Annotated in this window: 21 protein-coding genes and 1 pseudogene; 8 read left to right on the top strand and 14 right to left on the bottom strand. The window is 63.2% G+C overall.

The features are described 5' to 3' along the window. Positions 1–15 precede the first annotated feature (15 nt). Positions 16–3,159, bottom strand: coding sequence for an efflux RND transporter permease subunit (locus BC360_RS29980; protein ID WP_065797933.1), 3,144 nt, complete (start codon positions 3,157–3,159; stop codon positions 16–18). A gap of 523 nt (positions 3,160–3,682) precedes the next feature. Here BC360_RS29980 and BC360_RS29985 point away from each other — a divergent pair. After that, entirely contained in the window at positions 3,683–4,285 is a 603-nt protein-coding gene (locus BC360_RS29985) for a TetR/AcrR family transcriptional regulator (RefSeq protein ID WP_065798005.1), read from the top strand. A 12-nt stretch (positions 4,286–4,297) separates the two neighbouring features. On the opposite strand, the pseudogene BC360_RS29990 reads toward BC360_RS29985, so the two are convergent. Further along, positions 4,298–4,564: pseudogene (locus tag BC360_RS29990) on the bottom strand (MFS transporter); the annotation flags it as partial. A 65-nt stretch (positions 4,565–4,629) separates the two neighbouring features. Here BC360_RS29990 and BC360_RS29995 point away from each other — a divergent pair. Together BC360_RS29995 and BC360_RS30000 are read left to right on the top strand one after the other, a co-directional pair. After that, a complete protein-coding gene (locus tag BC360_RS29995; protein ID WP_065784735.1) occupies positions 4,630–4,875 on the top strand; it encodes a type II toxin-antitoxin system Phd/YefM family antitoxin in 246 nt (81 codons plus the stop codon). Continuing rightward, positions 4,872–5,258 (top strand): type II toxin-antitoxin system VapC family toxin, encoded by a 387-nt coding sequence (locus tag BC360_RS30000; RefSeq protein ID WP_065784736.1) that lies wholly within the window; start codon positions 4,872–4,874, stop codon positions 5,256–5,258. Before BC360_RS29995 ends, BC360_RS30000 begins: the two co-directional genes overlap by 4 nt. A 150-nt stretch (positions 5,259–5,408) precedes the next feature. On the opposite strand, the gene BC360_RS30005 is transcribed toward BC360_RS30000, so the two are convergent. Continuing rightward, positions 5,409–6,101 (bottom strand): DeoR/GlpR family DNA-binding transcription regulator, encoded by a 693-nt coding sequence (locus BC360_RS30005; RefSeq protein WP_083222791.1) that lies wholly within the window; start codon positions 6,099–6,101, stop codon positions 5,409–5,411. 113 nt (positions 6,102–6,214) lie between these two features. Here BC360_RS30005 and BC360_RS30010 point away from each other — a divergent pair, with 113 nt between their 5' ends. Continuing rightward, on the top strand, positions 6,215–6,841 hold the full coding sequence (locus BC360_RS30010) for an NUDIX domain-containing protein (protein ID WP_065798006.1): 627 nt from the start codon (positions 6,215–6,217) through the stop codon (positions 6,839–6,841). 354 nt (positions 6,842–7,195) lie between these two features. Here the strand turns inward: BC360_RS30010 and pcaF are convergent, their stop codons facing one another. From pcaF to BC360_RS30065, 11 genes are all read right to left on the bottom strand, one after another. Next, positions 7,196–8,398, bottom strand: coding sequence for a 3-oxoadipyl-CoA thiolase (gene pcaF / locus BC360_RS30015; RefSeq protein WP_065785647.1), 1,203 nt, complete (start codon positions 8,396–8,398; stop codon positions 7,196–7,198). Continuing rightward, positions 8,395–10,374: a 3-hydroxyacyl-CoA dehydrogenase NAD-binding domain-containing protein gene (locus BC360_RS30020; protein ID WP_065797934.1), complete on the bottom strand. Its 1,980-nt coding sequence runs from the start codon at positions 10,372–10,374 to the stop codon at positions 8,395–8,397. Before BC360_RS30020 ends, pcaF begins: the two co-directional genes overlap by 4 nt. An 11-nt stretch (positions 10,375–10,385) precedes the next feature. After that, entirely contained in the window at positions 10,386–10,781 is a 396-nt protein-coding gene (locus tag BC360_RS30025) for a RidA family protein (RefSeq protein ID WP_065785645.1), read from the bottom strand. After that, positions 10,759–11,187: an acyl-CoA thioesterase gene (locus tag BC360_RS30030; RefSeq protein ID WP_065785644.1), complete on the bottom strand. Its 429-nt coding sequence runs from the start codon at positions 11,185–11,187 to the stop codon at positions 10,759–10,761. The genes BC360_RS30025 and BC360_RS30030 overlap by 23 nt, the downstream gene beginning before the upstream one ends. Positions 11,188–11,198: 11 nt before the next feature. Then, positions 11,199–12,386 carry an acyl-CoA dehydrogenase gene (locus tag BC360_RS30035; RefSeq protein WP_065797935.1) on the bottom strand — a complete coding sequence of 396 codons (1,188 nt, stop codon included), beginning with the start codon at positions 12,384–12,386 and terminating at the stop codon, positions 11,199–11,201. A 15-nt stretch (positions 12,387–12,401) separates the two neighbouring features. Beyond that, positions 12,402–13,598, bottom strand: coding sequence for an acyl-CoA dehydrogenase family protein (locus BC360_RS30040; RefSeq protein WP_065797936.1), 1,197 nt, complete (start codon positions 13,596–13,598; stop codon positions 12,402–12,404). 2 nt (positions 13,599–13,600) lie between these two features. After that, positions 13,601–14,443 (bottom strand): enoyl-CoA hydratase family protein, encoded by an 843-nt coding sequence (locus BC360_RS30045; RefSeq protein ID WP_065797937.1) that lies wholly within the window; start codon positions 14,441–14,443, stop codon positions 13,601–13,603. A gap of 2 nt (positions 14,444–14,445) precedes the next feature. Next, positions 14,446–15,222 (bottom strand): SDR family NAD(P)-dependent oxidoreductase, encoded by a 777-nt coding sequence (locus BC360_RS30050; RefSeq protein ID WP_065785640.1) that lies wholly within the window; start codon positions 15,220–15,222, stop codon positions 14,446–14,448. Next, the gene (locus tag BC360_RS30055; RefSeq protein WP_065797938.1) at positions 15,219–17,540 is read right to left on the bottom strand and encodes a bifunctional salicylyl-CoA 5-hydroxylase/oxidoreductase; all 2,322 of its coding nucleotides are present in this window, start codon (positions 17,538–17,540) and stop codon (positions 15,219–15,221) included. The genes BC360_RS30050 and BC360_RS30055 overlap by 4 nt, the downstream gene beginning before the upstream one ends. A gap of 222 nt (positions 17,541–17,762) precedes the next feature. Beyond that, on the bottom strand, positions 17,763–18,287 hold the full coding sequence (locus tag BC360_RS30060) for a MarR family winged helix-turn-helix transcriptional regulator (protein WP_244512995.1): 525 nt from the start codon (positions 18,285–18,287) through the stop codon (positions 17,763–17,765). 94 nt (positions 18,288–18,381) lie between these two features. After that, the gene (locus BC360_RS30065) at positions 18,382–19,155 is read right to left on the bottom strand and encodes a GntR family transcriptional regulator (protein WP_065797939.1); all 774 of its coding nucleotides are present in this window, start codon (positions 19,153–19,155) and stop codon (positions 18,382–18,384) included. A gap of 161 nt (positions 19,156–19,316) precedes the next feature. Here BC360_RS30065 and BC360_RS30070 point away from each other — a divergent pair, with 161 nt between their 5' ends. The 4 genes from BC360_RS30070 to kynU all read left to right on the top strand — a co-directional run bounded on the left by BC360_RS30070 (position 19,317) and on the right by kynU (position 23,336). Further along, on the top strand, positions 19,317–20,297 hold the full coding sequence (locus BC360_RS30070) for an ABC transporter substrate-binding protein (protein ID WP_065797940.1): 981 nt from the start codon (positions 19,317–19,319) through the stop codon (positions 20,295–20,297). A 67-nt stretch (positions 20,298–20,364) separates the two neighbouring features. Continuing rightward, positions 20,365–21,144 (top strand): ABC transporter ATP-binding protein, encoded by a 780-nt coding sequence (locus BC360_RS30075; RefSeq protein WP_065797941.1) that lies wholly within the window; start codon positions 20,365–20,367, stop codon positions 21,142–21,144. Between the two features lie 5 nt (positions 21,145–21,149). Beyond that, the gene (locus BC360_RS30080; RefSeq protein ID WP_065797942.1) at positions 21,150–22,073 is read left to right on the top strand and encodes an ABC transporter permease; all 924 of its coding nucleotides are present in this window, start codon (positions 21,150–21,152) and stop codon (positions 22,071–22,073) included. Between the two features lie 15 nt (positions 22,074–22,088). Then, positions 22,089–23,336, top strand: a complete 1,248-nt coding sequence (gene kynU / locus BC360_RS30085) for a kynureninase (RefSeq protein WP_065797943.1) — start codon at positions 22,089–22,091, stop codon at positions 23,334–23,336. Positions 23,337–23,371: the final 35 nt, after the last annotated feature.

Consider the following 23,371-nt stretch of genomic DNA (forward strand, 5'->3'; position numbering starts at 1 on the left):
GTTAGGCTCCAATCCCTATTCCGCCGCCTCCGGCTCTCGCCGCTGGCCGACGGGCTTCGAGGAAAGTCCCTCCCGCCATTGTTCGATAACCGCGTAGAACACCGGGACGAAAATGAGTGTGAGAACGGTCGCCACGAGCATGCCGCCGAACACGGTGGTGCCGATCGACTGGCGGCTGGCGGCACCTGCGCCTCTGGCGTACATCAATGGCAGCACGCCGAGGATGAAGGCGAAGGCAGTCATCAGGATCGGGCGCAGGCGCAGGCGCGCCGCTTCCGCTGCTGCTGCCACCACATCCAGCCCTTCCTCGCGCCGGCGGCGGGCGAACTCGACGATCAGGATGGCGTTCTTGGCGGCAAGTCCTACCAACATTACGAAACCGATCTGCGAATAGACGTCGATCTGCATTCCACGGAGCCATAGCGCCGACAGCGCGCCCAGGAGCGCCAGCGGCACCGAGAGCAGCACCATGAACGGCATCGACCAGCTTTCGTACTGGGCGGCCAGGATCAGGAAGCAGAAAACGAGCGCGAGCGCGAAGACGAGCGCGGCGATCGAACCTGCGCGGATCTCCTGATAGGTAATGCCGGTCCATTCGAATGTGTAGTCCCGCGGCAGCGTCGTGCGGGCCACCCGCTCCATCGCCGCCACCGCCTGGCTCGAACTGAATCCGGGCGCTGCCGCGCCGTTGATCAGCGCTGATGGGTAGTTGTTGTAGTGGGTGATGGTCTCGGGACCGACCGTCGGCCTGAACGAACCAAGCGTGTTGAGCGGCACCATTTCGCCCCGGGTGTTGCGCACATAGAGGCGTGAAAGATCCGTGGCGGAAGCGCGTGCGCCCTGGTCGGCCTGCAGCGTCACGCGGAAGGTGCGGCCGAACAGGTTGAAGTCGTTGACGTAGAGCGAGCCGAAATAGATCTGCAGCGTGTTGAAGATATCCGGCAGGCTGAGTCCGAGGAGTTTCGCCTTGTCGCGGTCGAGGTCATAGTCGAATTGCGGGCTCGACGTGCTGAAGGTGGTGAAGAGCTGGTAGGGATTGATCTCCGGCTGCTTGCGCGCCTCGGCAATCAGCGCCTGGGTCGCATCGTTCAGAGCTTGAGCGCTGCGCCCGGCCAGGTCCTCGACCTGGAATTCGAAGCCGCCGGTCGCCCCCAGCCCCTGGATCGACGGCGGATCGAAGGCGAGCACCAGGGCATCGGGAATCTGCAGCAGTTGCGGCGTCACTGCCTCGCGCAACGCCGATGCGCCCTGTTCCGGCGGTCGTTCGTCCCAGGGCTTCAGGACCGCGAACTGTACGGCGGAGTTCGACTGGGCGGCAAAGGACAGGAAATTGAAGCCGACGACGGAGCCGACGAAATCGACGCCGGCGGTGCCGCGAAGGATCTCCTCGGATCGCCGCGCGACGGTCTCGGTCCGTTCGAGCGAGGCGCCGTCCGGAAGCTGGATGACGACGAAGAAATAGCCCTGGTCTTCGACCGGCAGGAAGGTCGACGGCGTACGCTGCCACAGCGCGTAAGTGGAACCGATGGCGAGGAGGAAGAGGGCAAACAGCGCCCAGCGCCAGCGCACGAGCCTTGCTATGCTGCGCGCATAGCCGTGCGACAGCGCATGAAAGCCGGTGTTGAACCAGCGAAAGAGCGCAAAGCGCGGTTCGCCGCGATAACGCAGGAAAGCGGCGCTCAGCGCCGGGCTGAGGGTCAGCGAATTGAAGGCGGAAAAGGCGACAGAGATCGCGACCGTCAGGGCGAACTGGTTGTAGAGGCTGCCGGCGACGCCCGGAATGAAGGCAACCGGCACGAAGACCGCGAGAAGCACCGCCGACGTCGCGATGATCGGCCCCGTCACCTCCTGCATGGCCTTGCGCGTGGCGGCAAGTGGCGGCAGGCCGGCCTCAAGCTGACGTTCGACGTTCTCGACAACGACGATCGCGTCGTCGACCACGAGGCCGATGGCGAGCACCATGCCGAGCAGGCTCAGCATGTTCAGCGAAAAGCCGAACAGATACATGACGACCAGCGTCGCGATCAGCGACACCGGGATGGCGATCGTCGGGATGATCGTGGTGCGCAGGCTCTGGAGGAAGATGAAAACGACGGCAACGACGAGAACGAGCGCCTCGAGCAGCGTGAACACCACATCCGTCATCGCCGCCGAGACGAAACGCGTGGTGTCGTAGAACATGTGATAGGCGATGCCTGCGGGGAAGCGCTGCGACAGTTCATCCATTTTTGCCTGGACGCGGCTTTGCAGGTCGAGCGCATTGGAACCGGGCGCCTGGAATACGGCGAGTACGACACTTTCCTTGCCGTTGAAGGTGACCGACGACGAATAGAGCAGTGCCCCGAGTTCGATGCGCGCCACATCGCGCAGCCGCGTCGTCGCCCCGGTCGTCTGGTCGGCCCGAAGCACGATATCGCCGAACTGCGCCGGATCGCTCAACCGGCCGAGCGCGTTGATCTGCATCTCGAAGGGTGTCCCGGCGGGTGCCGGCGATTGCCCGATCTTGCCGCCTGCGACCTGGATGTTCTGCTCGGCAATAACGTTCTGCACGTCGACGGCGGTGATGCCGAGATTGGCCATACGGTCGGGATCGAGCCAGACGCGCATCGAATAGCGACGCTCGCCGAAGAGCTGGACGTCGCCGACCCCAGGCAGGCGCTTCAATGGATCGAGGATCTGCAGGTAGGCGTAGTTGCTGACGGAGGCGAAATCGACCGAGTTGTCGGGCGAATCCAGGCTCACCAGCACGGTGAAATTCGGGATCTGCTTGGCAATGGTCACACCGGTCTGGTTGACGAGCGCGGGAAGCGAGGATGCTGCCTGCGAAACGCGGTTCTGGACGTCGAGTGCGGCGGCGTCGATCGGATAGCCCACTTCGAAGGAAATGATGATGCGCGAAGAGCCGTCATTCGAACTCGTCGAGGTCATATAGAGCATGCCCGGCACGCCGTTGATCTGCTGTTCAAGCGGCGTCGTCACCGTATCGGCGACGACCTGGGCGCTGGCACCCGGATAGTTGGCGGCGACGACGATCTGTGGCGGCGTCACATCGGGAAACTGCGAGATAGGCAGCAGGAAATAGCAGATGCCGCCGGCGAGGGTCATGATGATCGCGATTGCCGACGCGAAGATCGGCCGGTGAATGAAGAAGTCGATCATGGCGGGATCGATCCTTGCAAGGCGCCGCCGGGAAGGGTCCACGGTGCGTCGTTTTGGTAAGGTGCCCCGCGACTGGAGCGTTCGAAGGGCAGAATGTTTGCGGCAGGGATGCTGGCGGCATGTCGGGAGATCCCGAAAACGGGTAGGCAGATGTCTGCCACGCCGACCATTCGGTCAGCGGCGCGGTTCGTCGCCTTCGGCCCATCCAGCATGCGCATTGTAAGGCTCCAGCACGAGATCACGATGGGCCGGAGCGACCCAAATCCTGAACGTGATCGAAACTTATAAGTCTGTGCGGTGTGCACTCTGGCTAAAAGACGCCCGACGACCGCGCCCACCGACATTACGCTAGAAATTTTTCTGCAGTTACCGCCGTGTCCCGGAAGCCCTCGCGACAAACGGCACTCCTCGATGCGCCGCTGGCGAAAATGTTACTGGTCGGTAACATCTGCGCATGTTATCGGTCGCCAGCGGGTCGTCAAGGGGCCAGTTTTTCCATGCCGACGACGTCGGGCCGAATGCGATGACCACGGATTCCTGCAAGCAACCACGTCTTTCGCCGCGCGATCGCATCGTCGAGGCGGCGCGCGAGCTGTTCCGCAGGCACGGCATTCGCGGGATCGGTGTCGACGCCATCGCCGATGCCGCCAGCAGCAACAAGATGACGCTCTATCGTCACTTCAATTCGAAGGACGAACTCATCGTCGAATGTCTTCAGCGCGCGGGAATGGAGATGGACGGCTTCTGGCGGGCGCTCGAGGACGCCCACCCCGGCGACGGGCTGGCGCAGCTCAGGGCCTGGGTCCGGCTGATCGCCGAACACCTCGGCGACGACGATTGCCACTGCGAAATGATGAGCGCCGCCGTCCAGCTGACGGACGAGGACCATCCCGGCAGGTCGGTGATCCGGAAGTTCAAGGATGCGCAACGCGATCGCGTCGTGGAGGTTTGCCGCAAGGCTGGTGTCGCCAATGCAGAACTGCTCTGCGACACGTTGCTGCTGTTGATCGAGGGCGCGCGTGTCGCCCAGCAAAGCAGCGGGGTGCAGGGGCCGAGTGTCCGCTTTGCGGAAATCGCCGACGCGGCGATCCTGTCCCTTTCCGGGAGCGATGCCGTCCCCAGATAGCAGCGCGTTTGCCTACCGCTCCGCCGGCCATTCGGGATGGTGGCTGTCGATCACGAAGACGTGGGCGTGTTTGTGCCCGTTGTCGATGCGCGCGGCTCCGGCGATGTGAGGGTGGTCCTCCGCGAGGTCATCATAGATGTGTTCAATCTCTTCCGGATCATGAGCGGGCCAAGGCCGTGTCGCCGCGAGCATGGCGGCTGCAGCAATGGGAAATCCGGCGGTCGCTCCGGCCCAGCCTGCAAGCGGATAGGCGATCAGCCAGCAGACATGCGGCAGGGCGACGGCCAGGCTTGATATCAAACAGCAAATGAACTAAGTTCAAGAGACTAAGTCTGAGGTCGGTCTTGCGCACTTTCAATATTCACGAGGCTAAGACGCATTTGTCGCGCCTCATCGAAAAAGCAGCCAAAGGCGAGTCCTTTATCATCGCCAAATCGGGCAAGCCCATGGTGAAGGTCGTCGCGGTCGAGGCTCCCGCAGCCGACGAAACCCGTCGTGTCGGATTCATGGCGGGGCAGTTTTCCGTACCGGAAGACTTCGATCGGATGGCTGGCGATGATATCGAGAAACTGTTTGGCGGCGAAGCATGAAACTCCTGCTGGATACACATCTCCTGCTTTGGGCTGCCGGGGAGCCTGAAAAACTGCCGACCGCCGCTCTGGCTGAAATCGAGAATGCCGACAATGATTTGCTGTTTAGCGCGGCGAGCCTTTGGGAAGTGGCCATCAAGCGCGGGCTTGGCCGCGCGGACTTTACCGTCGATCCTCGCCTGTTGCGCCGAGGCCTGATCGATAACGGCTACCACGAGCTTCCCATTACCAGCGAACACGCAGTAGCGGTGGATGGGCTGCCACCCATCCACAAGGATCCCTTCGACCGGATCTTGGTCGCTCAATCGATCGTGGAAGGAATCACGTTGCTAACGGTCGACGATCTGGTCGGGCAGTATCCAGCCCCCATTCGCCGCATTTAGCAGTAGCTCTCGATCCTTGCTCGCTCAAATACTCAGCGCGCCCTTGGGGTTGTCTGACCGGGAACAAAAGGTCACTCTCTGAAGACTACGCTGCTTTTGGGGTTCTCCGCCCAACGATCTTACTTAACGGATGCCGCCAGCCGACCACTCTCACAGACGGGGCAAGGGGAATTTCCATGCGACGCATGTGGTCACGAGGTCGACGTCTGCGCCAGCGTGTTGAGCTGGCCCTGAAAGCTGCCAGTCCGGGTGTCTGCTGGGAGATCGTCTCAAGCTTCCACAAGGCTGATGCCGATCGATCTGAGCTGACGCATCCAGATGCAGGCCGGTCGCACCCATGAAATAGGTGTCGGCGCGAATGCGAGAAATCGCCTCGGCGCTTGCCGCTCCGACCGTCACGATGGAATGCTTGAAAAGCCGTCCCCCGACGAGTTCGACCTCCACTGACGGATGGCGCGCAAGCTCGACCGCAATGTTCGGGCTGTGGGTGATGATTGTTGCCTTGAGATCGAGAGGGAGATGGCGTGCCAGCTGTACGTTGGTCGTGCCGCCATCGAGAAATACGATCTGGCCCGGTCGGACCATCTGCGCGCCCGCGCGCCCAAGCCTGATCTTGGCTGAGGGTGCCAGCTTCTCCCGTTGATCAAAGTCCGCAGCCGCAGGCGAGACAGGTAAAGCTCCACCATGCACTCTTTGAAGCAACCCTTCACCGGCAAGCTCCCGCAGGTCGCGTCGGATCGTGTCTTCGGACACCCCAAGCTCCTGACTGAAACTCTTCGCCACCAAGCGGCTGTCCTGGCGTAACACCTTCAGGATCAGCGCCTTGCGCTCTGATGTGAGCATGTTACAAACCTGTTGCACGAAATCATTCGAAGTTGCATGATTATGCACGAATCGTGACCCGCTGTAGAGGCGCAATGACCACTATCGACCTTGCAGATATGAAGGAGGCTATCATGAGCATTGCACACCGCGTTCGTGTGGAGGATGTCACCGTCCTCTCGGACGACTGGTATGTCCTGAAGAAAACGAACTTCGCTTTCCAGCGTGGCGATGGAAACTGGCAGCGGCAGTCGCGCGAGACCTACGACCGGGGCAACGGTGCGACGATCCTTCTTTACGATCCAAGGCGCCGCACCGTGATTCTCACCCGCCAGTTCCGCTATCCCGCCTTCGTCAACGGTCATGACGACCTCCTTGTCGAAGCACCGGCCGGACTCCTCGACAATGCCGAACCCGAAGCCCGCATCCGCGCAGAAACGGAAGAGGAGACGGGCTTCCGCGTGCGCGATGTACGTCAGGTATTCGACGCGTTCATGAGCCCCGGCTCTGTAACGGAGCGGCTGCACTTCTTCGTTGGCGAGTACCAGCCGGGCGACCAGACTTCGGCGGGTGGTGGCAACGAGGCCGAGGGCGAGGACATTGCCGTATTGGAAGTTGGCATTGACGAGGCGCTTGCGATGATCGGCTCAGGTGCAATCCGGGATGGCAAGACGATCATGCTGTTGCAGTACGCTGCCTTGAACATCTTCTCCAGCACAAGGCCAGTTGGTTACGAGGAATCTCCTGCGGCGTCTCCTTAGCCGGTCAGATCGGGGCTGATCGTCCTGCCGTGTAGAAGCGCAAATGACATGCGGGGCGAGTGACGAGCACCTACCGGCATTGCTGCATAATTCCTTAAATCGGAATCGATTTAAGGACAAAATTATGCTGCAACTCAAAGTGTTACAGCGACCTTTGCGCGTCTAAATGGACGCGCGGCGCTGTCGACGCCTAGCGACAATTTCAGGTTCCAACGTGGGGGCGGTCGACTGATACCCAAGTTACTGCGGCGCCCGGTAGAACGTTCGCCGCTCGAGCAGGCAAACGCCAACTCGATGCCGCTCTCGCCCCAAGAGAAGGCGATGCCTCACCAGTGCGATATGGAACTCCGGCCGCTAAGGGCGCGTCAACAGCAGCGATATGCCCTGTCCGACGCCGATGCACATTGTGGCTATCGCGTGCCTGCCGTCCCGAAGCTCAAGCTCCAGCGCAGCGGTCAAAGCCAGGCGCGCGCCGGACATGCCGAGCGGATGCCCCAGGGCGATGGCGCCGCCATTGGGATTGACGCGAGCGGCATCGTCGGCGAGGCCGAGTTGCCGCATGCAAGCGAGCGACTGCGCGGCAAACGCCTCGTTTAGTTCGAAAATGTCGATATCGCCGATGCCGAGGCGGTGCCGGTCGAGAAGTTTGCGGGTGGAAAAGACGGGGCCGATCCCCATGATGCGCGGTGCGACGCCTGCCGTTGCAACACCGCTGACCTTCGCAAGCGGCCTGAGGTCGTAGCGCTCGACGGCGTAGCCGGAAGCAAGAATGAGCGCTGCCGCCCCGTCGTTGACGCCCGAAGCATTCCCGGCCGTGACCGTACCGTTAGCGCGGAACGGCGTCGGAAGGCTTGCAAGCTTCTCGATGGTTGTCTCGCGCGGGTGCTCGTCCTGTTCGACGAGTGTCGTCTCACCCTTGCGCCCCTTAATCGGGTAAGGGGCAATCTCGCGCGCGAAACGCCCCTTCTTCTGCGCAGCTGCGGCGCGCGCCTGACTGCGGAGCGCAAAGCCATCCTGATCGTCGCGCGAGACAGAAAATTCCGTGGCGACGTTTTCGGCCGTCTCAGGCATCGAGTCTATGCCGTATCGTTTTTCCATGAGCGGGTTGACGAATCGCCAACCGATCGTCGTGTCGTATATCTCGGCGCTGCGCTGGAAGGCGCTTCCGGCCTTCGGCATAACGAAGGGCGCGCGCGACATGCTTTCGACGCCGCCGGCAATCACGATTTCCGCCTCGCCCAGGCGGATGGCGCGCGCGGCGTAACCGACAGCGTCCAGCCCGGAACCACAAAGCCGATTGATCGTCGTTCCGGGAACCGTGTCCGGCAGTCCCGCAAGCAACGAGGCCATGCGGGCCACATTGCGGTTGTCTTCGCCGGCCTGATTGGCACAACCGAGGACGACTTCATCAATCCTCTCGGCAGGCACGCTCGGAAAGCGTGCCAGCGCCTCGCGGATTGCGTGAGCAGCAAGATCGTCGGGCCGCGCCGCCGACAAGGCGCCGCCGTAGCGACCGATTGGCGTGCGGACGCCACCAATGACATAGGCCTCGCTCATGGTGTCAGATCCTTGTCTTGCTGCGCGGCGAACATTGGCCCACCCTTGTGCGCCGGAAAGCCGTAGCCGTTGATCATCACCAGGTCGATGTCGCCGGGACGCGCGGCAATGCCTTCGGCCAGCAGTGCCATCCCTTCATCGTCCATCGCCTTGAGAAGCCGGCTCATGATCTCCTCCGCAGTGAAAGGGCGCGGCGTGATGTTCTTGGCGGCCCGCGCCGCTTCGATTACCGTGGTCACTTGCGGATCGACGGAGCGCTCGCCATTGGGGTAGGTGTACCAGCCGCGGCCGCTCTTGCGACCGAGACGACCCGCCTCGCAGAGCCTGTCGGCGATTTCGACATACCGTGCGGACGGATCTCGGGTCGCGGCCAGCCGCTTCCGACGCGCCCAGGCGATCTCCAGTCCGGCCATGTCGTTGACGGCGAAGATCCCCAACGGAAAGCCGTAGGCCTCCAGCGCCGCATCGATTTCCTGCGGCAGGGCGCCATCCTCAAGCATGAACTCCGCCTCACGGCGATAGGCGGAAAAGATGCGGTTGCCGATGAAGCCTTCGGTGACGCCGCAGACGATGGGCAGCTTGCCGAGACGCTTCGCGAAGGCAAGTGCGGTCGCCAGAACGTCAGGCGCTGTCTTGGAGCAATCGACGACTTCGACAAGGCGCATGACGTTGGCGGGCGAGAAGAAGTGCAATCCCACCACCCGCGACGGATTGGCCGTCGCTGCTGCAATCGCATCGGGATCGAGATAGCTCGTGTTGGTCGCGAGAATGGCACCGGGTGCAACGATGCCATCGAGCCTCTGCAACAATTCCGTCTTGACCTGGAGGTCGTCGAACACCGCTTCGATAACGAGATCAGCGGTGGCGAGTTCTGTCGCTTCGATGGTCGTCTGGAGCCGGGCGAGGCAGTCATCGCGCCGGCTCGCCGTCAGGCGTCCCGACTGGACGGATTTGTCGAGAACTCCAGCAATGCGAGCGCGACCATTGTCGGCTGCTTCTTGCGTCTGTTCCAGGCCGATGACGCGATAGCCGGCGGTCAAGGCTGATACCGCGATGCCTGCGCCCATCAGCCCGGTGCCGACCACGGCGACGGTCTCGATCTTTCGTGGTGAAACCTTGTCGAGTCCCTCGACCTTGCCGGCGGCGCGCTCGGCGAAAAACACGTGGAGAAGAGCAGCAGATTCGGCGGAATCGCGCAGGCGCAGGAAGGTAGCGCGTTCTTGTGCCAGTCCCTCCGCCAGGTCCAGCTCAGCCGCGGCCCTGACCAGTCGAACGGCCTCGACTGGAGCCGATTGGCCGCGGGCTTTCGCGAGGATTTTCGCTTCCGCGGCGCTTACGGCAGCGGCGTCCGTGGCCGGAACGTCGGTCAAGCCAGTTCGGCGGAGCGGATTCCTGGCGCATTCGCGCACGAGTGCGAGCGCTGCGGCGAGATGATCTGCGGTGATACCGTCGGCGAGCCCGAGCGCCTCTGCTTCTTCCGCCTTGACGGTGCGCCCCATGCCGATGAGGTCGATGGCCGCAAGCACGCCGATCAGCCGTGGCAGACGTTGCGTGCCACCTGCGCCCGGGACAAAGCCGAGCTTGACTTCGGGCAGTCCGAACGAGGCCTTCTCGCTGGCGATGCGGCCGTGGCAGGCGAGCGCCACCTCGCAACCGCCACCAAGTGCCGCGCCGTTCACGGCAGAGACGACCGGCTTGTCGAAGTTCTCGATGCGGTCGATCACCTCGGGAAGTGCCGGTTCGACCGGCGGCTTGCCGAACTCCTTGATGTCAGCCCCGCCAATGAAGGTGGTGCCCGCACCGGTGATCACGAGACCGGCAATCGTCGGAAGATCGGCAGCATGGTCGAGCGCCGCCATAAGGCCGGACCTGACATGCGCAGAGAGGGCGTTGACGGGCGGGTTGTCTATGGTGACGACGAGAACGTCGCCTTCATGAAGGGCGGAGACACTCGCCGAAAATCGGATCTCGGACATGTCGGCAAGCCTCAATCAGGGATGACGGCGGTGGCCTGGATCTCGATCTTGGCCCGGTCTTCGACCAGCGCGACCACCTGCATTGCCGCCATGGCCGGAAAATGCCGGCCGATGGTTTCGCGGTAGGCCTGGCCGATGCCGCGCAGGTTACCGACATATTCCTGCTTGTCGGTGAAGTACCACGTCATCGAAGTGATGTGCTGCGGTTCGGCGCCGCCAGCGGCGAGCACCGCAACCACGTTCTTCAGCGTCTGGCGCACCTGCTCGACGAAATCGTCGGTCTCGAACTCGGAGCGTTCGTTCCAGCCGATCTGGCCACCGACGAAAACAGTGCGGCCCTTGGCGGCGACGCCATTGGCGTAGCCGATGGGCTTTGCCCAACCTTCAGGTTGCAGGATGGTGTGCATTGGTCGTCTCCAGATGTTGTGTCAGTGCGGCGCGGATGTCATCCGGCCATGCCAAAGAAGCGTGATTGTCGAGCGAGGTGGCAACGACGCGCTGGTTAGCCGTCCAGAGCACAGTGTCCCTGGCGGAAACCGAATGTTCCATGTCGAGCGACGAGCGGCCAATGCGTCGGACCACGAGGGTAAAATCGAGCGCGTCGCCCTGAAAGCCCGGACGCGCGAAGGTGAGATCGAGGCGCACGGTCGGCACGCCGATCCGTCGCTCGTCGTTCATCGCCTTCCAGGGAAAGCCGAGCGACGCGAAGAAGTCCTCGGTCACCCCGACGAGGATGTTGAGATAGGACGGGAAGTAGGCGATCCCTGAGGGATCGCAGTCTCCGAACCGCAGCGGCCTCTTGGTCCTGAACATCGATGCCGACCTCAATTGGCGAAGGCGGCGATGCCGGTGATGGCACGGCCAAGGATCAGCGCGTGGATGTCGTGCGTGCCCTCATAGGTGTTAACCACATCGAGATTGACGAGGTGGCGGGCCACCGGAAACTCGTCCGAAATGCCGTTGCCGCCGAGCATGTCGCGCGCGGTTCGGGCGACTTCCAGCGCTTTGCCGCAGGAGTTGCGCTTGAGGATCGACGTCAGTTCGACCGGCGGATTGCCTTCGTCCTTCATCCGTCCGAGGCGCAGGCACCCCTGCAGGCCAAGGGCAATTTCCGTCGCCATGTCCGCGAGCTTCTTCTGGATCAGTTGGTTGGCGGCGAGCGGCCGGCCGAACTGCTTGCGGTCAATGACGTATTGGCGTGCCGTCTCGTAACAGGATTCGGCCGCGCCGAGCGCACCCCAGGCGATGCCGAAGCGCGCGGAATTGAGGCAGGTGAAGGGACCCTTCAGTCCGGTCACATCGGGCAGCAGGTTTTCTTCCGGCACGAAGACCTCGTCCATGACGATCTGGCCGGTGATCGAGGCCCTCAAGCCCACCTTGCCATGGATTGCCGGTGCGCTCAGGCCCTTCCATCCCTTTTCGAGGATGAAGCCGCGGATAACGCCATCAGCGGTCTTTCCCCAGACGACGAAGACGTCGGCGATCGGTGCATTGGAGATCCAGGTCTTGGAACCGGAAAGCAGATAGCCGCCATCGACCCTGACGGCGCGGGTGATCATCGATCCCGGATCGGAGCCGTGGTCTGGTTCGGTGAGGCCGAAGCAGCCGATCTTCGTTCCGGCAGTCAGTCCAGGCAGGTATTTGCGCTTCTGGTCTTCGCTGCCGAACGTGTAGATTGGCACGATCACCAGGGAAGACTGGACGCTCATCATCGAGCGGTAGCCGCTGTCGATGCGTTCGATCTCGCGGGCGATCAGGCCGTAGGACACATAGTTCAGTCCCGCCCCGCCATAGTCTTCGGAGACCATGGGGCCGAGCAGGCCGAGTTCGCCCATCTCGGCAAAGATCGACGGATCGGTCTTTTCGTGGCGGAACGCCTCCTGCACACGGGGGGCAAGCCGGCCTTCGGCGTAGCCCTCAGCGGTGTGGCGCACCATGCGCTCTTCTTCTCTCAACTGTGCATCCAGGTTGAATGGATCCTGCCAGTCGAATGACGCCTTTGAGCCATGCATGCTCGACACCCTCCGTTATCCTGCTACGCCCTTCATCAGCTCGCGGCCGATGATGAGCTTTTGAACCTCGGTCGCGCCCTCGTAGATGCGCAGCGCCCGGATCTCGCGATAGAGCCGCTCCGTGATCTCGCCGACGCGCACGCCACGGCCGCCGAAGAGCTGCAGCGCCTGGTCGATCACCCATTGCGCATTCTCGGTTGCCGTCATCTTGGCCATTGCGGCTTCGCGGGTCGTCGGCCGCTTCTGCACGTCGCGTTGCCAGGCGGTGCGGCACGTCAGAAGTGCGGCGGCGTCGATTGCGGTCGCCATTTCGCCGAGCGTGCTTTGTGCCGTCGGTAGATCGGCAAGCGTCGCGCCGAACATCTTGCGGCTTTTCGCATGCGACACAGCCTCGTCGAGCGCTCTCCGGGCAAAGCCGATAGCGGCCGCGGCGACGGAAGGGCGGAAGATGTCGAGGGTGCGCATGGCAATCTTGAAGCCTTCGCCCGGACTTCCAAGAAGCTGTGACGCCGGGATACGGCAATTGTCGAAGCGAAGCCGGGCGAGCGGATGTGGCGCAATCGTCTCGATGCGCTCGGCAATCGTGAAGCCGGGGGTGTCGGCGAAGACCACGAAAGCGGAAATGCCGCGGGTGCCGGGCGCTTCGCCGGTGCGGGCAAAGACCGTGTAGGCGTCGGCGATGCCACCGTTCGAGATCCAGGTCTTTTCGCCATCGAGCACGAAGTGGTCGCCGTCGCGCCGGGCAGCACAAGCCATCGCCGCGACATCGGATCCGGCATCGGGCTCGGAAAGCGCAAAGGCTGAAATCCATTCGCCGCGGGCGACTTTGGGCAGAACCGTCTGCTTCAGCGAATCGGAGCCGGAAAGGCTGATCGCGCCGGTGCCGAGCCCCTGCATGGCGAAGGCAAAGTCGGCAAGGCCATCGGTATAGGCAAGCGTTTCGCGGATGAGGCAGAGCGCCCGGCTGTCGATCTCGTCGCTTGCGCCGTCGAACGCCTTCGGCACGCAATGGCGAAGCACGCCTGCGGCGCCGAGAGCGCTCACTAGCTGTCGGCAGGCGGCATCGACATTTGAGTGATCGATCTCGCCCAGGCCGCCGCCGGCTACGAACGCGTCCAGCTCCGCCGCAAGAGCGCGATGGCCTTCCTCAAAAAACGGCCAGTCGAGATGATCGCGGGTCGGCCGATGCGGCGCCTTCGCATGGGAACTCATGCTCAGTTTCCCCTAAACTCGGGCTTTGCCTTGGCGGCAAAGGCCTCGAAGGCGCGGCGGAAGTCGCCGGTCGCCATGCAGATCGCCTGGGCCTGGGCTTCCGATTCGATCAGCTGGTCGATGCCCATCGCCCATTCCTGGTCGAGCATCTTCTTCGTCATCGCATGGGCAAACCACGGGCCATCGGCGATGGTGCGTGCGAACTTCTGGGCCTCGGCAAGCAGCGACGGGCGCTCGTGCAACGCGTTGTAGAAGCCCCAGGCATGGCCCTCGGCCGCGGTCATCACTCGGCCGGTGAAGAGCAGCTCGCCGGCGCGGCCTTGGCCGATGATGCGGGGAAGTATGCCGCAGGCGCCCATGTCGGCCCCCGCGAGCCCGACGCGGCTGAAAAGAAACGCCGTCTTTGCTTCCGGTGTTGCGACGCGGAAATCAGAGGCCATCGCCAGGATTGCTCCCGCGCCGGCGCAAATGCCGTCGATGGCGGCGATGACGGGCTGGGGGCAGGCGCGGATCTGGCGCACCAGCTCGCCGGTCATGCGGGTGAAATCGAGCAGATCGGGCATCGACATGCGTGTGAGCGGCTCGATGATCTCGAAGACGTCGCCGCCGGAGGAAAAATTGTCATCGGCGCCGGTCAGCACCACGGCGCGCACATCGCTGGCGCGGGCAAGCGACCGGAAGAGGTCGCATAGCTCCTCGTAGCTCTCGAAGGTCAGCGGGTTCTTCTTTTCCGGACGGTTGAGCGTGATCGTCGCGACCCGGCCGTCGGCATCCGTTTCGAACAGGAAGTGCTTCGCCTTGTGATCCCTAAAGGCACGCTTCTTGGCCTGCATCGGGTTTGTCATCTCTATCCTCCGAGAACTTCGCCGCCGGCAACCGCGATGGCCTGGCCGGTCATCGCGCTCGCCTTTTCCGACACGAGCCACGAGACGGTGTGGGCCACCTCGCCAGGTGTCACCAGCCGCCCTTGCGGATTGGAGCGCGCGAGGCTGGCGCGTGCTTCTTCGCGCGAGCGGCCGGTCTTTTCGCTGATCGTATCGAGCGCGCCGTCAATGAGCGGCGTGTCGGTGAAACCCGGGCAAACGGCATTGATCGTGACGTCGGTGCGCGCAAGCTCGAGTGCCAGCGCCCGCGTCAGGCCGATGACGCCGTGCTTCGATGCGCAATAGGCCGATACGTAAGCATAACCAGTCAGGCCTGCCGTGCTCGCGACATTGACGATCCGGCCGTTGCCGGCACGGCGCACCGAGGCAAGTGCTGCCTGCGTTACGAGGAAGACCCCCGTCAGGTTGATGGTCAACACCCGCTGCCAGAGCGCGAGATCGGTTTTCTCGAACGGCGCCGAAGGCGCTTCCCCGGCGCAATTGACGAGAACAGCGATCTCTCCGGCCCGTGCGATCGCGCTTGAGACACCGCGTTCGACTGCCACCGGGTCGGTTACGTCGAATCCTTCGCAAAGGAAGGCCTGTCCGCCCGACGAGAGGATTTCGTCTCGCACGGCCTCCAGCGGTGCCGCGCGCCGTCCGGCGAGGCTGACGATATGGCCGTCTGCCGCGAGCGCCAGCGCGATCGCCTTGCCGATGCCGCTTCCCGCACCTGTAACGAGGGCATGCCTTCTGGTCATGGCTTGGCCACCGCTGTTGCCGCACGCACCAGGTTGTTCACATATTGCGCGCGGGCGGAATGGTACTGCTTCGGCCAGGGCTGGCCGTCATAGCCGATCCTCGCCGCCTCGTGCATGACGAAGGACGGGTCCGCCAGATGCGGGCGCGCGATTGCGCAGAGATCGGCACGGCCGGCGGCGATGATGGAATTGGCGTGGTCGGCTTCGGAAATCGCCCCGACCGCGATGGTCGGGACCTGGATCTCGTTGCGGATCTTGTCGGAAAACGGCGTCTGGAACAGCCGGCCGTAGACCGGGTTTTCTTCTTTCACCACCTGGCCGGAGGAGCAGTCGATCATGTCGGTGCCGGCCTCCTTGAAGAGGCGGGCGAAGATTGCTGCATCTTCCGGCGTGTTGCCGCCCTCGTGCCAGTCATGCGTCGAGAGGCGCACCGACATCGGTCTGTCCTCGGGCCATGCCTTGCGAACCGCGTGGAACACCTCGAGCGGGAAGCGGGCGCGGGCCGCATGGTCGCCGCCATATTCGTCCGTGCGCCGGTTGGTGAGCGGCGACAGGAAGCTCGACAGCAGATAGCCGTGCGCCACGTGCAGTTCGAGAATGTCGAAGCCGAGGTCGCGGGCCCGCTCAGTGGCCTGCACGAAGTCAGCGATGACGCGGTCCATATCGGCCCGGGTCATTTCGCGTGGCGTGTCCGAATGCTTGAGGTAGGGCAGGGCCGACGCGGAAATGAGCGGCCAGGCACCCTCGCTCAAGGGCTGGTCGATCCCCTCCCAGGCCACCTTGGTCGCACCCTTGCGCCCGGCGTGGCCGAGCTGGATACCGATCTTGGCAGGCGTCTGCTGGTGCACGAAGTCGACGATGCGCTTAAAGGCTTGCGCCTGGTCGTCGTTCCAGAGCCCCAGGCATCCGGGCGTGATGCGGGCGTCGGCCGAAACGCAGGTCATTTCGGGAAAGACGAGAGCAGCACCTCCCATGGCGCGTGCGCCGAGATGCACCAGATGAAAATCGTTTGGCACACCGTCGGTGGCCGAATACATCGCCATCGGCGAAACCACGATGCGATTCCTGAGCGTCAGGCCGCGGAGCTTGAACGGCGTGAACATCGGCGGCGGGACCGCGCCGTTTGCCGCCGGCTCGACACCGGCCCGTTCGGCGAACCAGCGCTCGAAACCTTCGAGCCAGTCCCTGTCGCGAAGGCGAAGATTTTCGTGGCTGATGCGCTGCGAGCGGGTCAGCATCGAATACATGAACTGCTCGGGCTCCAGCGTGTCGGCATAGCGCGTGCCGACGACTTCGAACCATTCCATGGCATTGCGCGCGGCGTTCTGGATGCGGGCGACATCGACGCGGCGCACTTCCTCGTAGGCGGCGAGCACGGCCGGGATCCTGGCCTTGTCGTGACCCAGAATATCGAACTGCCGGGTGAGCTCGATGGCATCGTCGATCGCAAGCTTGGTGCCCGAGCCGATGGCGAAATGGGCGGTATGGGCGCTGTCCCCCATCAGCACGACATGGCTCCTGCCGTTGAAGTGGCTCCACTTCTCGCAGATCAGCCGGCCGAAGTTCAGCCAGGCGGAGCCACGCAGATGGCGCGCATTGGTCATCAGCTTGTGGCCGCCGAGCGTCTCGGCAAAGAGCTTTTCGCAGAACTCGATCGACTGCTGCTGGTCCATTTGGTCGAGACCATGGGCCCGGAAGACGTCATCCGTCGTCTCGACGATGAAGGTCGAGGTGTTCTCGTCGAAGCGGTAGACATGCGCCTGGAACCAGCCATGTTCTGTGCGCTGGAAGTCGAAGGTGAAGGCGTCGAAGCGCTTGTCCGTGCCGAGCCAGACATAGCGGTTTGGCCGAACGACCATGTCGGGCCGAAAGACGTCGGCGTATCTGTTGCGGATCCTGGAGTTGACGCCATCAGAGGCAATGATGAGGTCCGCATCGGCGAACTGTTGGTCGCTTTCCACGTCCTGCTCGAAAACGAGTTCGACACCGAGCGCGAGGCAGCGATCCTGGAGGATGTTGAGCATTTTCTTGCGACCGATGCCGACGAAGCCGTGGCCCGTCGTCCTGATCTTGCGGCCCTTGAACACTAGCTCGATGTCGTCCCAGTGGTTGAAGGCGACCTCGATCGCCTCTGCGGTTTCCGGATCCCACTGGCGCATCGACTGCATCGTCGCATCCGAGAAGACCACGCCCCAGCCGAAGGTGTCGAAGGCGCGATTCCGCTCGACGACGGTAACATGATGCTCCGGATGCTGGCGCTTCATCAGCAGCGCGAAATAGAGACCGGCCGGTCCACCGCCGATACAGACGATCCGCATGTCGTTCTCCTCCCGAGCTCCGGCTGCGTGTGTCGCCGTCGAGATGTCTTTGACCGTCATCCCGAACTGCGAGGAGCAGGGTGGACTCGTTCCGGAGAAATTTCAAGCTTAAAATTGTTTTCGGCAGATGTGACCACGATACCTGCGTCGGGAGCGCGGTGCGCGAGCGGCGAACTGTTTCGGAGGATCTCGGGAGAAGGCGTAGAGAAAGGCGCTGCGCCCTCAGGTGTTCCGGGCCAACGCGGCAATGATGGACCGCTTGAGCTTGGCAAGCTCGTCCATCAGCACGCCGCCGTCCTTCGCTGCAAGGCCGGCGAACAGGTCGGAGATCCAGTCGGCATGCCTTGCTGCCATCTTCTCGAATTCGGCGCGGCCGAAGGGTGTTAGCGCGATGATCTGCACGCGTCGATCCGTAGGCAACGTCGTGCGGCTGATGTGGCCGCTCTCGGTCAGCCGCTCCACCAGAACCGTTATGTTGCCCGGCGAGACCATCATGCGCTTCGAGACTTCGCCCAGCACCATGCCATCAGGCGCGCGCTCGAGCTGGGCCATCAGGTCGAAACGCGGCAGGGTCGAGTCGAATTCCTCCCGGAGCCGCCGGCGGACCTCACTCTCGACCAAGGTCGAACAGGTCAAAAGGCGCAGCCAGAGCCTGAGCTCGGCGCGATGATCGCCCGGAGCCTCGAGCGCCTTGGTCTCGCCATCCACCCATTCCGGAGAGATGTCGAACTTGTCTTCACCCATCATACCAAACGTCCGCTTTCACAAAGCTGCAGGCGTATCCTGCCGCCTTGCCTTTATTAGAGATGTTTCCGGCTCTTGGACAGGCTGCGGCGCGCCGTCATTTGGACGCAAGCCCCGACAATGACTGGCGCCCGGAAGGCAAGGAGCGACCACCGTCCTCGGATTGAACATAGACATTGACGGTAAAGCCGATGTGCTCGGCCATCAGCGTCCTGGCGCGTTCAATGTCGCGGTCGAGTGCCGCCTCCATCAGCTCGGTGTGATGCTCGATCGCCATGGCGTCTTGCAAGGCCGCGACCGCTTCCTCGTATCCCGCGCTCATCCCGGCAGCAGCCCTCAAAGTCGGGGCCAGGCTCAGGAAACGGTGGTGGCGACGAAGCTGGTCGGAAATCGTTGACTGGAAGCGGGAAAGCCAGTTCGACCTTGACGCACCGATCAGTGCCGCGTGGAAGGCGGCGTGCTTTTCGTCCCACTCGTCGATCTCGCTTTCGGAGAAGTTTTCGACGGAAATCTTGCAGCGGGACAGCCGATAGTGCGCGGTGACGACGGCGGACTCCCATTCACTGTGGCCATTCTCGATCGACTCGAGGAGCAGCGGCATCTCGACGATCAGGCGCGCCCGGGTGAGGTCGTCCAGTTCGCCGCGTGAAACTGGAGCGACGGCGAAGCCGCGATTGCTGATCGCCGTGACGAGCCCCTCGGCCTCCAGTCGCGACAAGGCCTCCCTCAGAGGCGTCCAGCCGATTCCATAGCTTTCGCGCAGCGCGCTCAATTTCATCGGCGCGCCAGGCTTGAGCCGCGTCGCCAGGATGTCGCGTCGCAGCAGCCGGTAGGCCGATTCGGTTTTGGTCGACTGTTCGTGGTCTTGCATCAAGTTCCCTTAACGCCGGCATCGGATCGACACAAATATATATAGTTCGGTATCATTGATCAAAATATATATAATTATTTGACAAGAAGCCTGGCTCTCGCCATCATCCACGCACGCCGCCGAGGAGGGCGGTAACGCTCGTCAGATTCTGGGAGGGATGCATGAGCAAGAGGATTTGGCTTTCGGGATTGGTCGTCGCCGGCACGCTGGCATGGGGAGCGGGAACGGCGGCCGCGGATCCGATCCGTATCGGCATCGCCAATTTCGGCGAGCATCCGCAACTGAGTGCGTCGATCGCCGGCTTCAAGAAGGCGCTCTCTGAAAACGGCTTCGTCGAGGGTGCCGATGTGGTCTACTCCGAGAGCCATACAAACTTCGACGCCTCGCTCGTGCCGCAGATGATCGCCAAGCTCCAGGCCGAACAGCCGAAGCTGATCTACACGATCACCACACCCGTCTCACAGATTGCCAAAAAGGCGCTTGCCGGCTCCGGGATCCCAGTCGTCTTTTCCGCCGTCACCGATCCGGTGGCAGCGAAGCTGGTTCCGTCCTGGGAGGCGGGCGATGAGGGCATGACCGGGGCGACGGATCTCCAGGACGTGGCGGCCGTCATGGCCTTTACCCGCAAGCTGCTGCCGGAGGCCAAGCGCTTTGGTGTGCCGTACAACCCGGGCGAGGCGAACGACACGGCGCTGCTCGACAAGATCAAGGAGGCGGCACCCGCGGCCGGCTTCGAGGTCGTGGCCGTCGGCGTCGACAACGTCAACGACATCCAGCAGCGCATTGCTTCGTTCGCCGGCAAGGCCGACGTGATCTATACGCCTGCATCCAACCTGCTCCAGCCGGCTATCGGGGCGGTCTCGGCGGCTGCGCGCCAAGCGCAGATCCCGATCGTCAATTCCGATGACGGTGCCGTCCGCGATGGCGTCGTGCCGGCAAGCTTTGCCGTCAACTACGAGCAGGTCGGCGTCAATGCCGGCAGGATCGCGGCTGAAATTCTGAAGGGCAAGGATCCAAAGACGATCGCCCCGTCGCGCCCGAGCTATCAGGATCACGCGCCGCTGATCTCGAAGAAGTCGACGGCTGCCTTCGGGATCGAGGTGCCGGCATCGCTCGCCGATTGCGGCTGCCTGGTCGACTGACCTCCAAATGATCTGAACAGTGACGGCGTGGGGAGCGTCGTCACTTCATCAATTGAAGGGGGAGCCAATGCTGGAAATCAGATCGGCCCGCAAGGTATTCTACAAGGGGCAGGCAGACGAAAAGACCGCACTCGACGGTCTCGACCTGCGCCTTGGAACGGGCGAATTCGGTGTCGTCATCGGCTCGAACGGTGCCGGCAAGAGCAGTATGCTCAATGCCATCTCAGGCGCGCTCGTGCTCGACACGGGCCAGATCATCATCAATGGCGACGACGTGACGGCAACGCCCGTCCACAAACGCGCCATGCGGCTTGCGCGTGTGTTCCAGGACCCGATGCGCGGTACTGCCGCCAGCATGACGGTGGCGGAAAACATGTTGCTCGCCGAGCTGCGCAGCAACAAGCGCACCCTGCGGCGCGGACTGAACGCGACGCGGCTCGGTTCCTACAAGGAGCGCCTGTCGCTGCTGGGGCTCGGCCTTGAGAACCGTCTCGACACGCGGGTGGAGCTGTTGTCCGGGGGGCAACGGCAATCGCTGTCGTTGATCATGGCGGTCGGCGGCTCGCCCGAACTGCTGCTGCTCGACGAGCATACTGCCGCCCTTGATCCGCGCACCGCCGACATCGTCATGCAGGCGACGATCCGTGCGGTCGAAGCCTTGAAGCTGACGACGCTGATGGTGACGCACAACATGCAGCATGCCGTGGATTACGGCCACAAGGTCATCATGCTCGACGCCGGGCGCGTGCGCCTGGAAATCGACGGCAAGGACAAGGCGCAGACGACGGTGCCCGACTTGATTGGCCATTTCTCCGTCAAAACCGACCGCATGTTCCTGGCGAGCTGACGATCATGGATATTCTTCAAAACACCATCGCGAGCTTCATCTCGCTCATCCCCGTTACCCTGGCCCAGAGCCTGATCCTCGCCTTCGTCGTGCTCGGGATCATGATCCCGTTTCGCATGCTGAGCTTCCCGGATCTGACCAGCGAAGGCGCGTTCCCGCTCGGCGGCTGCGTCTGTGGCGTGCTGATGGCAGCCGGCATGTCGCCGCTCACCGCGATTGCCATTGCCCTGCTGGCCGGTTTTGTTGCCGGCTGCTGCACGGCGTTCATCCATCTGCGCTTCCGCATCCATACCCTGCTCGCCGGCATCCTGATGATGACGATGCTCTATTCGATCAATCTGCGCATCATGGGCCGGTCGAACCTCTCGGTCTTTGGCGCACCGACGGTCTTCGACTGGGCGCCGGGTCTGCAGCCGGGCTTTCCGGCAAGCAAGATCGTCGTCGCCGGCCTGATCGCTCTCGTCGTCTTCTTCCTGCTCTATCATTTCTTCAGGACCGAGAAGGGCACCGCGGTTCGCGCCGTCGGGGCCAATCCTGATATGGCCGAGGCGCAGGGCATCAACGTCTGGCTGGCGACGATCGGCGGCGTCGGGCTCGCCGGTGCCTTTTCGGCAGGAAGCGGCGCGCTGATGGTGCAGTCGCAAGGGTTCGCCGACGTCAACATGGGCCTCGGCATCCTGATCAACGGGCTGGCGGCGCTGATGATCGGCGAGGCGATCGTCGGCAAGCAGAGCGTGTTGCGCCAGCTCGCTGCGCCGTTCGTCGGTGCGATCGTCTACTATCAACTCGTTTCCTTCTGCCTGGCGGCCGGCATGCCGCCGCCGGATCTGAAACTTGCGACCGGCCTGTTCGTTCTGGCCATGCTGGCTCTGCCGAGCCTCAAGCGAAGCCGCGGGCCGGCGCCGGCCCGCGAAACCGTTCGCGAATAACCAAGGACCGTCTTCATGAGTGCTGTTCCCGATTTCGCCGCGATCGAAGCCATGGATGCCGCCGATGCGCTGCGTCCGATGCGCGAGCGCTTCACCCTGCCGTCGAACCTCATCTATCTCGACGGCAACTCCCTCGGCGTCGCGTCGGCCGCTGCCTTCGACGAACTGCGCAAGGCGGCGACGGAGGAATGGGGCCAGGATCTCATCCGCAGCTGGAACACGGCCGGGTGGTTCGACATGCCGCTTGCCCTGGGTGACCGCGTCGGACGGCTGATCGGGGCGGCCGCTGGCCAGACCGTCGTCTGCGATACCACGTCGGTCAATATCTACAAGGCTCTCCACGCCGCCATGGCGCTGAGGCCGGAGCGGTTGGTCATCGTCAGTGAAGGCAGCAGCTTCCCGACCGACATCTACATGGCCGAGGGCGTGGTTTCGACGCGACCCGGCGCCTCGCTACGTCTCGAAGGGGTCGATGCGCCCGATATCGAGGATATGATCAACGGCGATGTTGCCGTGGTGCTGGTGAACCATGTCAACTACAAGTCCGGCGAACTGCGCGACATGGCGGCGCTGACGCGCAAGGCGCACGAGCACGGCGCGCTGATCATCTGGGATCTCTGCCATACGGCCGGTGCGCTCCCGGTCGATCTCGACAGCGCGAACGTCGACTTCGCCGTCGGCTGTACCTATAAGTACCTGAACGGCGGGCCCGGGGCGCCCGCCTTCATCTATGCGGCGAGGCATCACCACGGCGATATTCGCCAGCCACTCAGCGGCTGGTGGGGCCATGCACGCCCCTTCGCCTTCGAAAAGCACTATGCCGCCGGGGAGGGCATTCGCCGCTTCCTTTGCGGAACGCAGCCGATCCTGTCGCTTCGCGCGTTGAAAGGCGCGCTCGACGTCTGGGACGAGGTCGACATAGTCCAACTGCGCGAGAAGAGCATCCGGCTCACGGACCTCTTCATCGCGCTCGTCGAGGCGAAATGCGGCGCCTACGGCCTCGAACTCGAGAGCCCGCGCGACGGCACGAAGCGCGGAAGCCAGGTCTCGTTCAGCCATCCGAACAGCTACGAGATCATGCAGGCGCTCATTGCCCGCGGCGTCATCGGCGATTTCCGTGCGCCGTCGACGATGCGGTTCGGCTTCACGCCGCTCTATGTCAGCTACGCCGACGTCTGGCAGGCGGTCGAAATCCTCGAAGAGATCCTGCGGACTGACGCGTGGCGGGATGCACGCTTTGCCGTTCGGTCCGCCGTAACCTGATCTCGCCGTATGTTTTCGCAGGCTGCGGGTGGTTC

It is taken from the genome of Ensifer sp. LC163 (genome assembly GCF_001695855.1).
Lineage (GTDB): Bacteria > Pseudomonadota > Alphaproteobacteria > Rhizobiales > Rhizobiaceae > Ensifer.

Excerpts from the sequence above, each read along its gene's own strand:
- BC360_RS30020 (WP_065797934.1), bottom strand. The coding sequence starts at position 10,374 with ATGTCCGAGATCCGATTTTCGGCGAGTGTCTCCGCCCTTCATGAAGGC.
- BC360_RS30055 (WP_065797938.1), bottom strand. The coding sequence starts at position 17,540 with ATGCGGATCGTCTGTATCGGCGGTGGACCGGCCGGTCTCTATTTCGCG.
- BC360_RS29985 (WP_065798005.1), top strand. The coding sequence starts at position 3,683 with ATGACCACGGATTCCTGCAAGCAACCACGTCTTTCGCCGCGCGATCGC.
- BC360_RS30025 (WP_065785645.1), bottom strand. The coding sequence starts at position 10,781 with ATGCACACCATCCTGCAACCTGAAGGTTGGGCAAAGCCCATCGGCTAC.
- BC360_RS30010 (WP_065798006.1), top strand. The coding sequence starts at position 6,215 with ATGAGCATTGCACACCGCGTTCGTGTGGAGGATGTCACCGTCCTCTCG.
- kynU (WP_065797943.1), top strand. The coding sequence starts at position 22,089 with ATGAGTGCTGTTCCCGATTTCGCCGCGATCGAAGCCATGGATGCCGCC.
- BC360_RS30060 (WP_244512995.1), bottom strand. The coding sequence starts at position 18,287 with ATGATGGGTGAAGACAAGTTCGACATCTCTCCGGAATGGGTGGATGGC.
- BC360_RS30080 (WP_065797942.1), top strand. The coding sequence starts at position 21,150 with ATGGATATTCTTCAAAACACCATCGCGAGCTTCATCTCGCTCATCCCC.
- BC360_RS30030 (WP_065785644.1), bottom strand. The coding sequence starts at position 11,187 with ATGTTCAGGACCAAGAGGCCGCTGCGGTTCGGAGACTGCGATCCCTCA.
- BC360_RS30045 (WP_065797937.1), bottom strand. The coding sequence starts at position 14,443 with ATGACAAACCCGATGCAGGCCAAGAAGCGTGCCTTTAGGGATCACAAG.
- BC360_RS30040 (WP_065797936.1), bottom strand. The coding sequence starts at position 13,598 with ATGAGTTCCCATGCGAAGGCGCCGCATCGGCCGACCCGCGATCATCTC.
- BC360_RS30065 (WP_065797939.1), bottom strand. The coding sequence starts at position 19,155 with ATGCAAGACCACGAACAGTCGACCAAAACCGAATCGGCCTACCGGCTG.
- BC360_RS30035 (WP_065797935.1), bottom strand. The coding sequence starts at position 12,386 with ATGCATGGCTCAAAGGCGTCATTCGACTGGCAGGATCCATTCAACCTG.
- BC360_RS29980 (WP_065797933.1), bottom strand. The coding sequence starts at position 3,159 with ATGATCGACTTCTTCATTCACCGGCCGATCTTCGCGTCGGCAATCGCG.
- BC360_RS30050 (WP_065785640.1), bottom strand. The coding sequence starts at position 15,222 with ATGACCAGAAGGCATGCCCTCGTTACAGGTGCGGGAAGCGGCATCGGC.
- BC360_RS30070 (WP_065797940.1), top strand. The coding sequence starts at position 19,317 with ATGAGCAAGAGGATTTGGCTTTCGGGATTGGTCGTCGCCGGCACGCTG.
- pcaF (WP_065785647.1), bottom strand. The coding sequence starts at position 8,398 with ATGAGCGAGGCCTATGTCATTGGTGGCGTCCGCACGCCAATCGGTCGC.
- BC360_RS30075 (WP_065797941.1), top strand. The coding sequence starts at position 20,365 with ATGCTGGAAATCAGATCGGCCCGCAAGGTATTCTACAAGGGGCAGGCA.
- BC360_RS30005 (WP_083222791.1), bottom strand. The coding sequence starts at position 6,101 with ATGCTCACATCAGAGCGCAAGGCGCTGATCCTGAAGGTGTTACGCCAG.
- BC360_RS30000 (WP_065784736.1), top strand. The coding sequence starts at position 4,872 with ATGAAACTCCTGCTGGATACACATCTCCTGCTTTGGGCTGCCGGGGAG.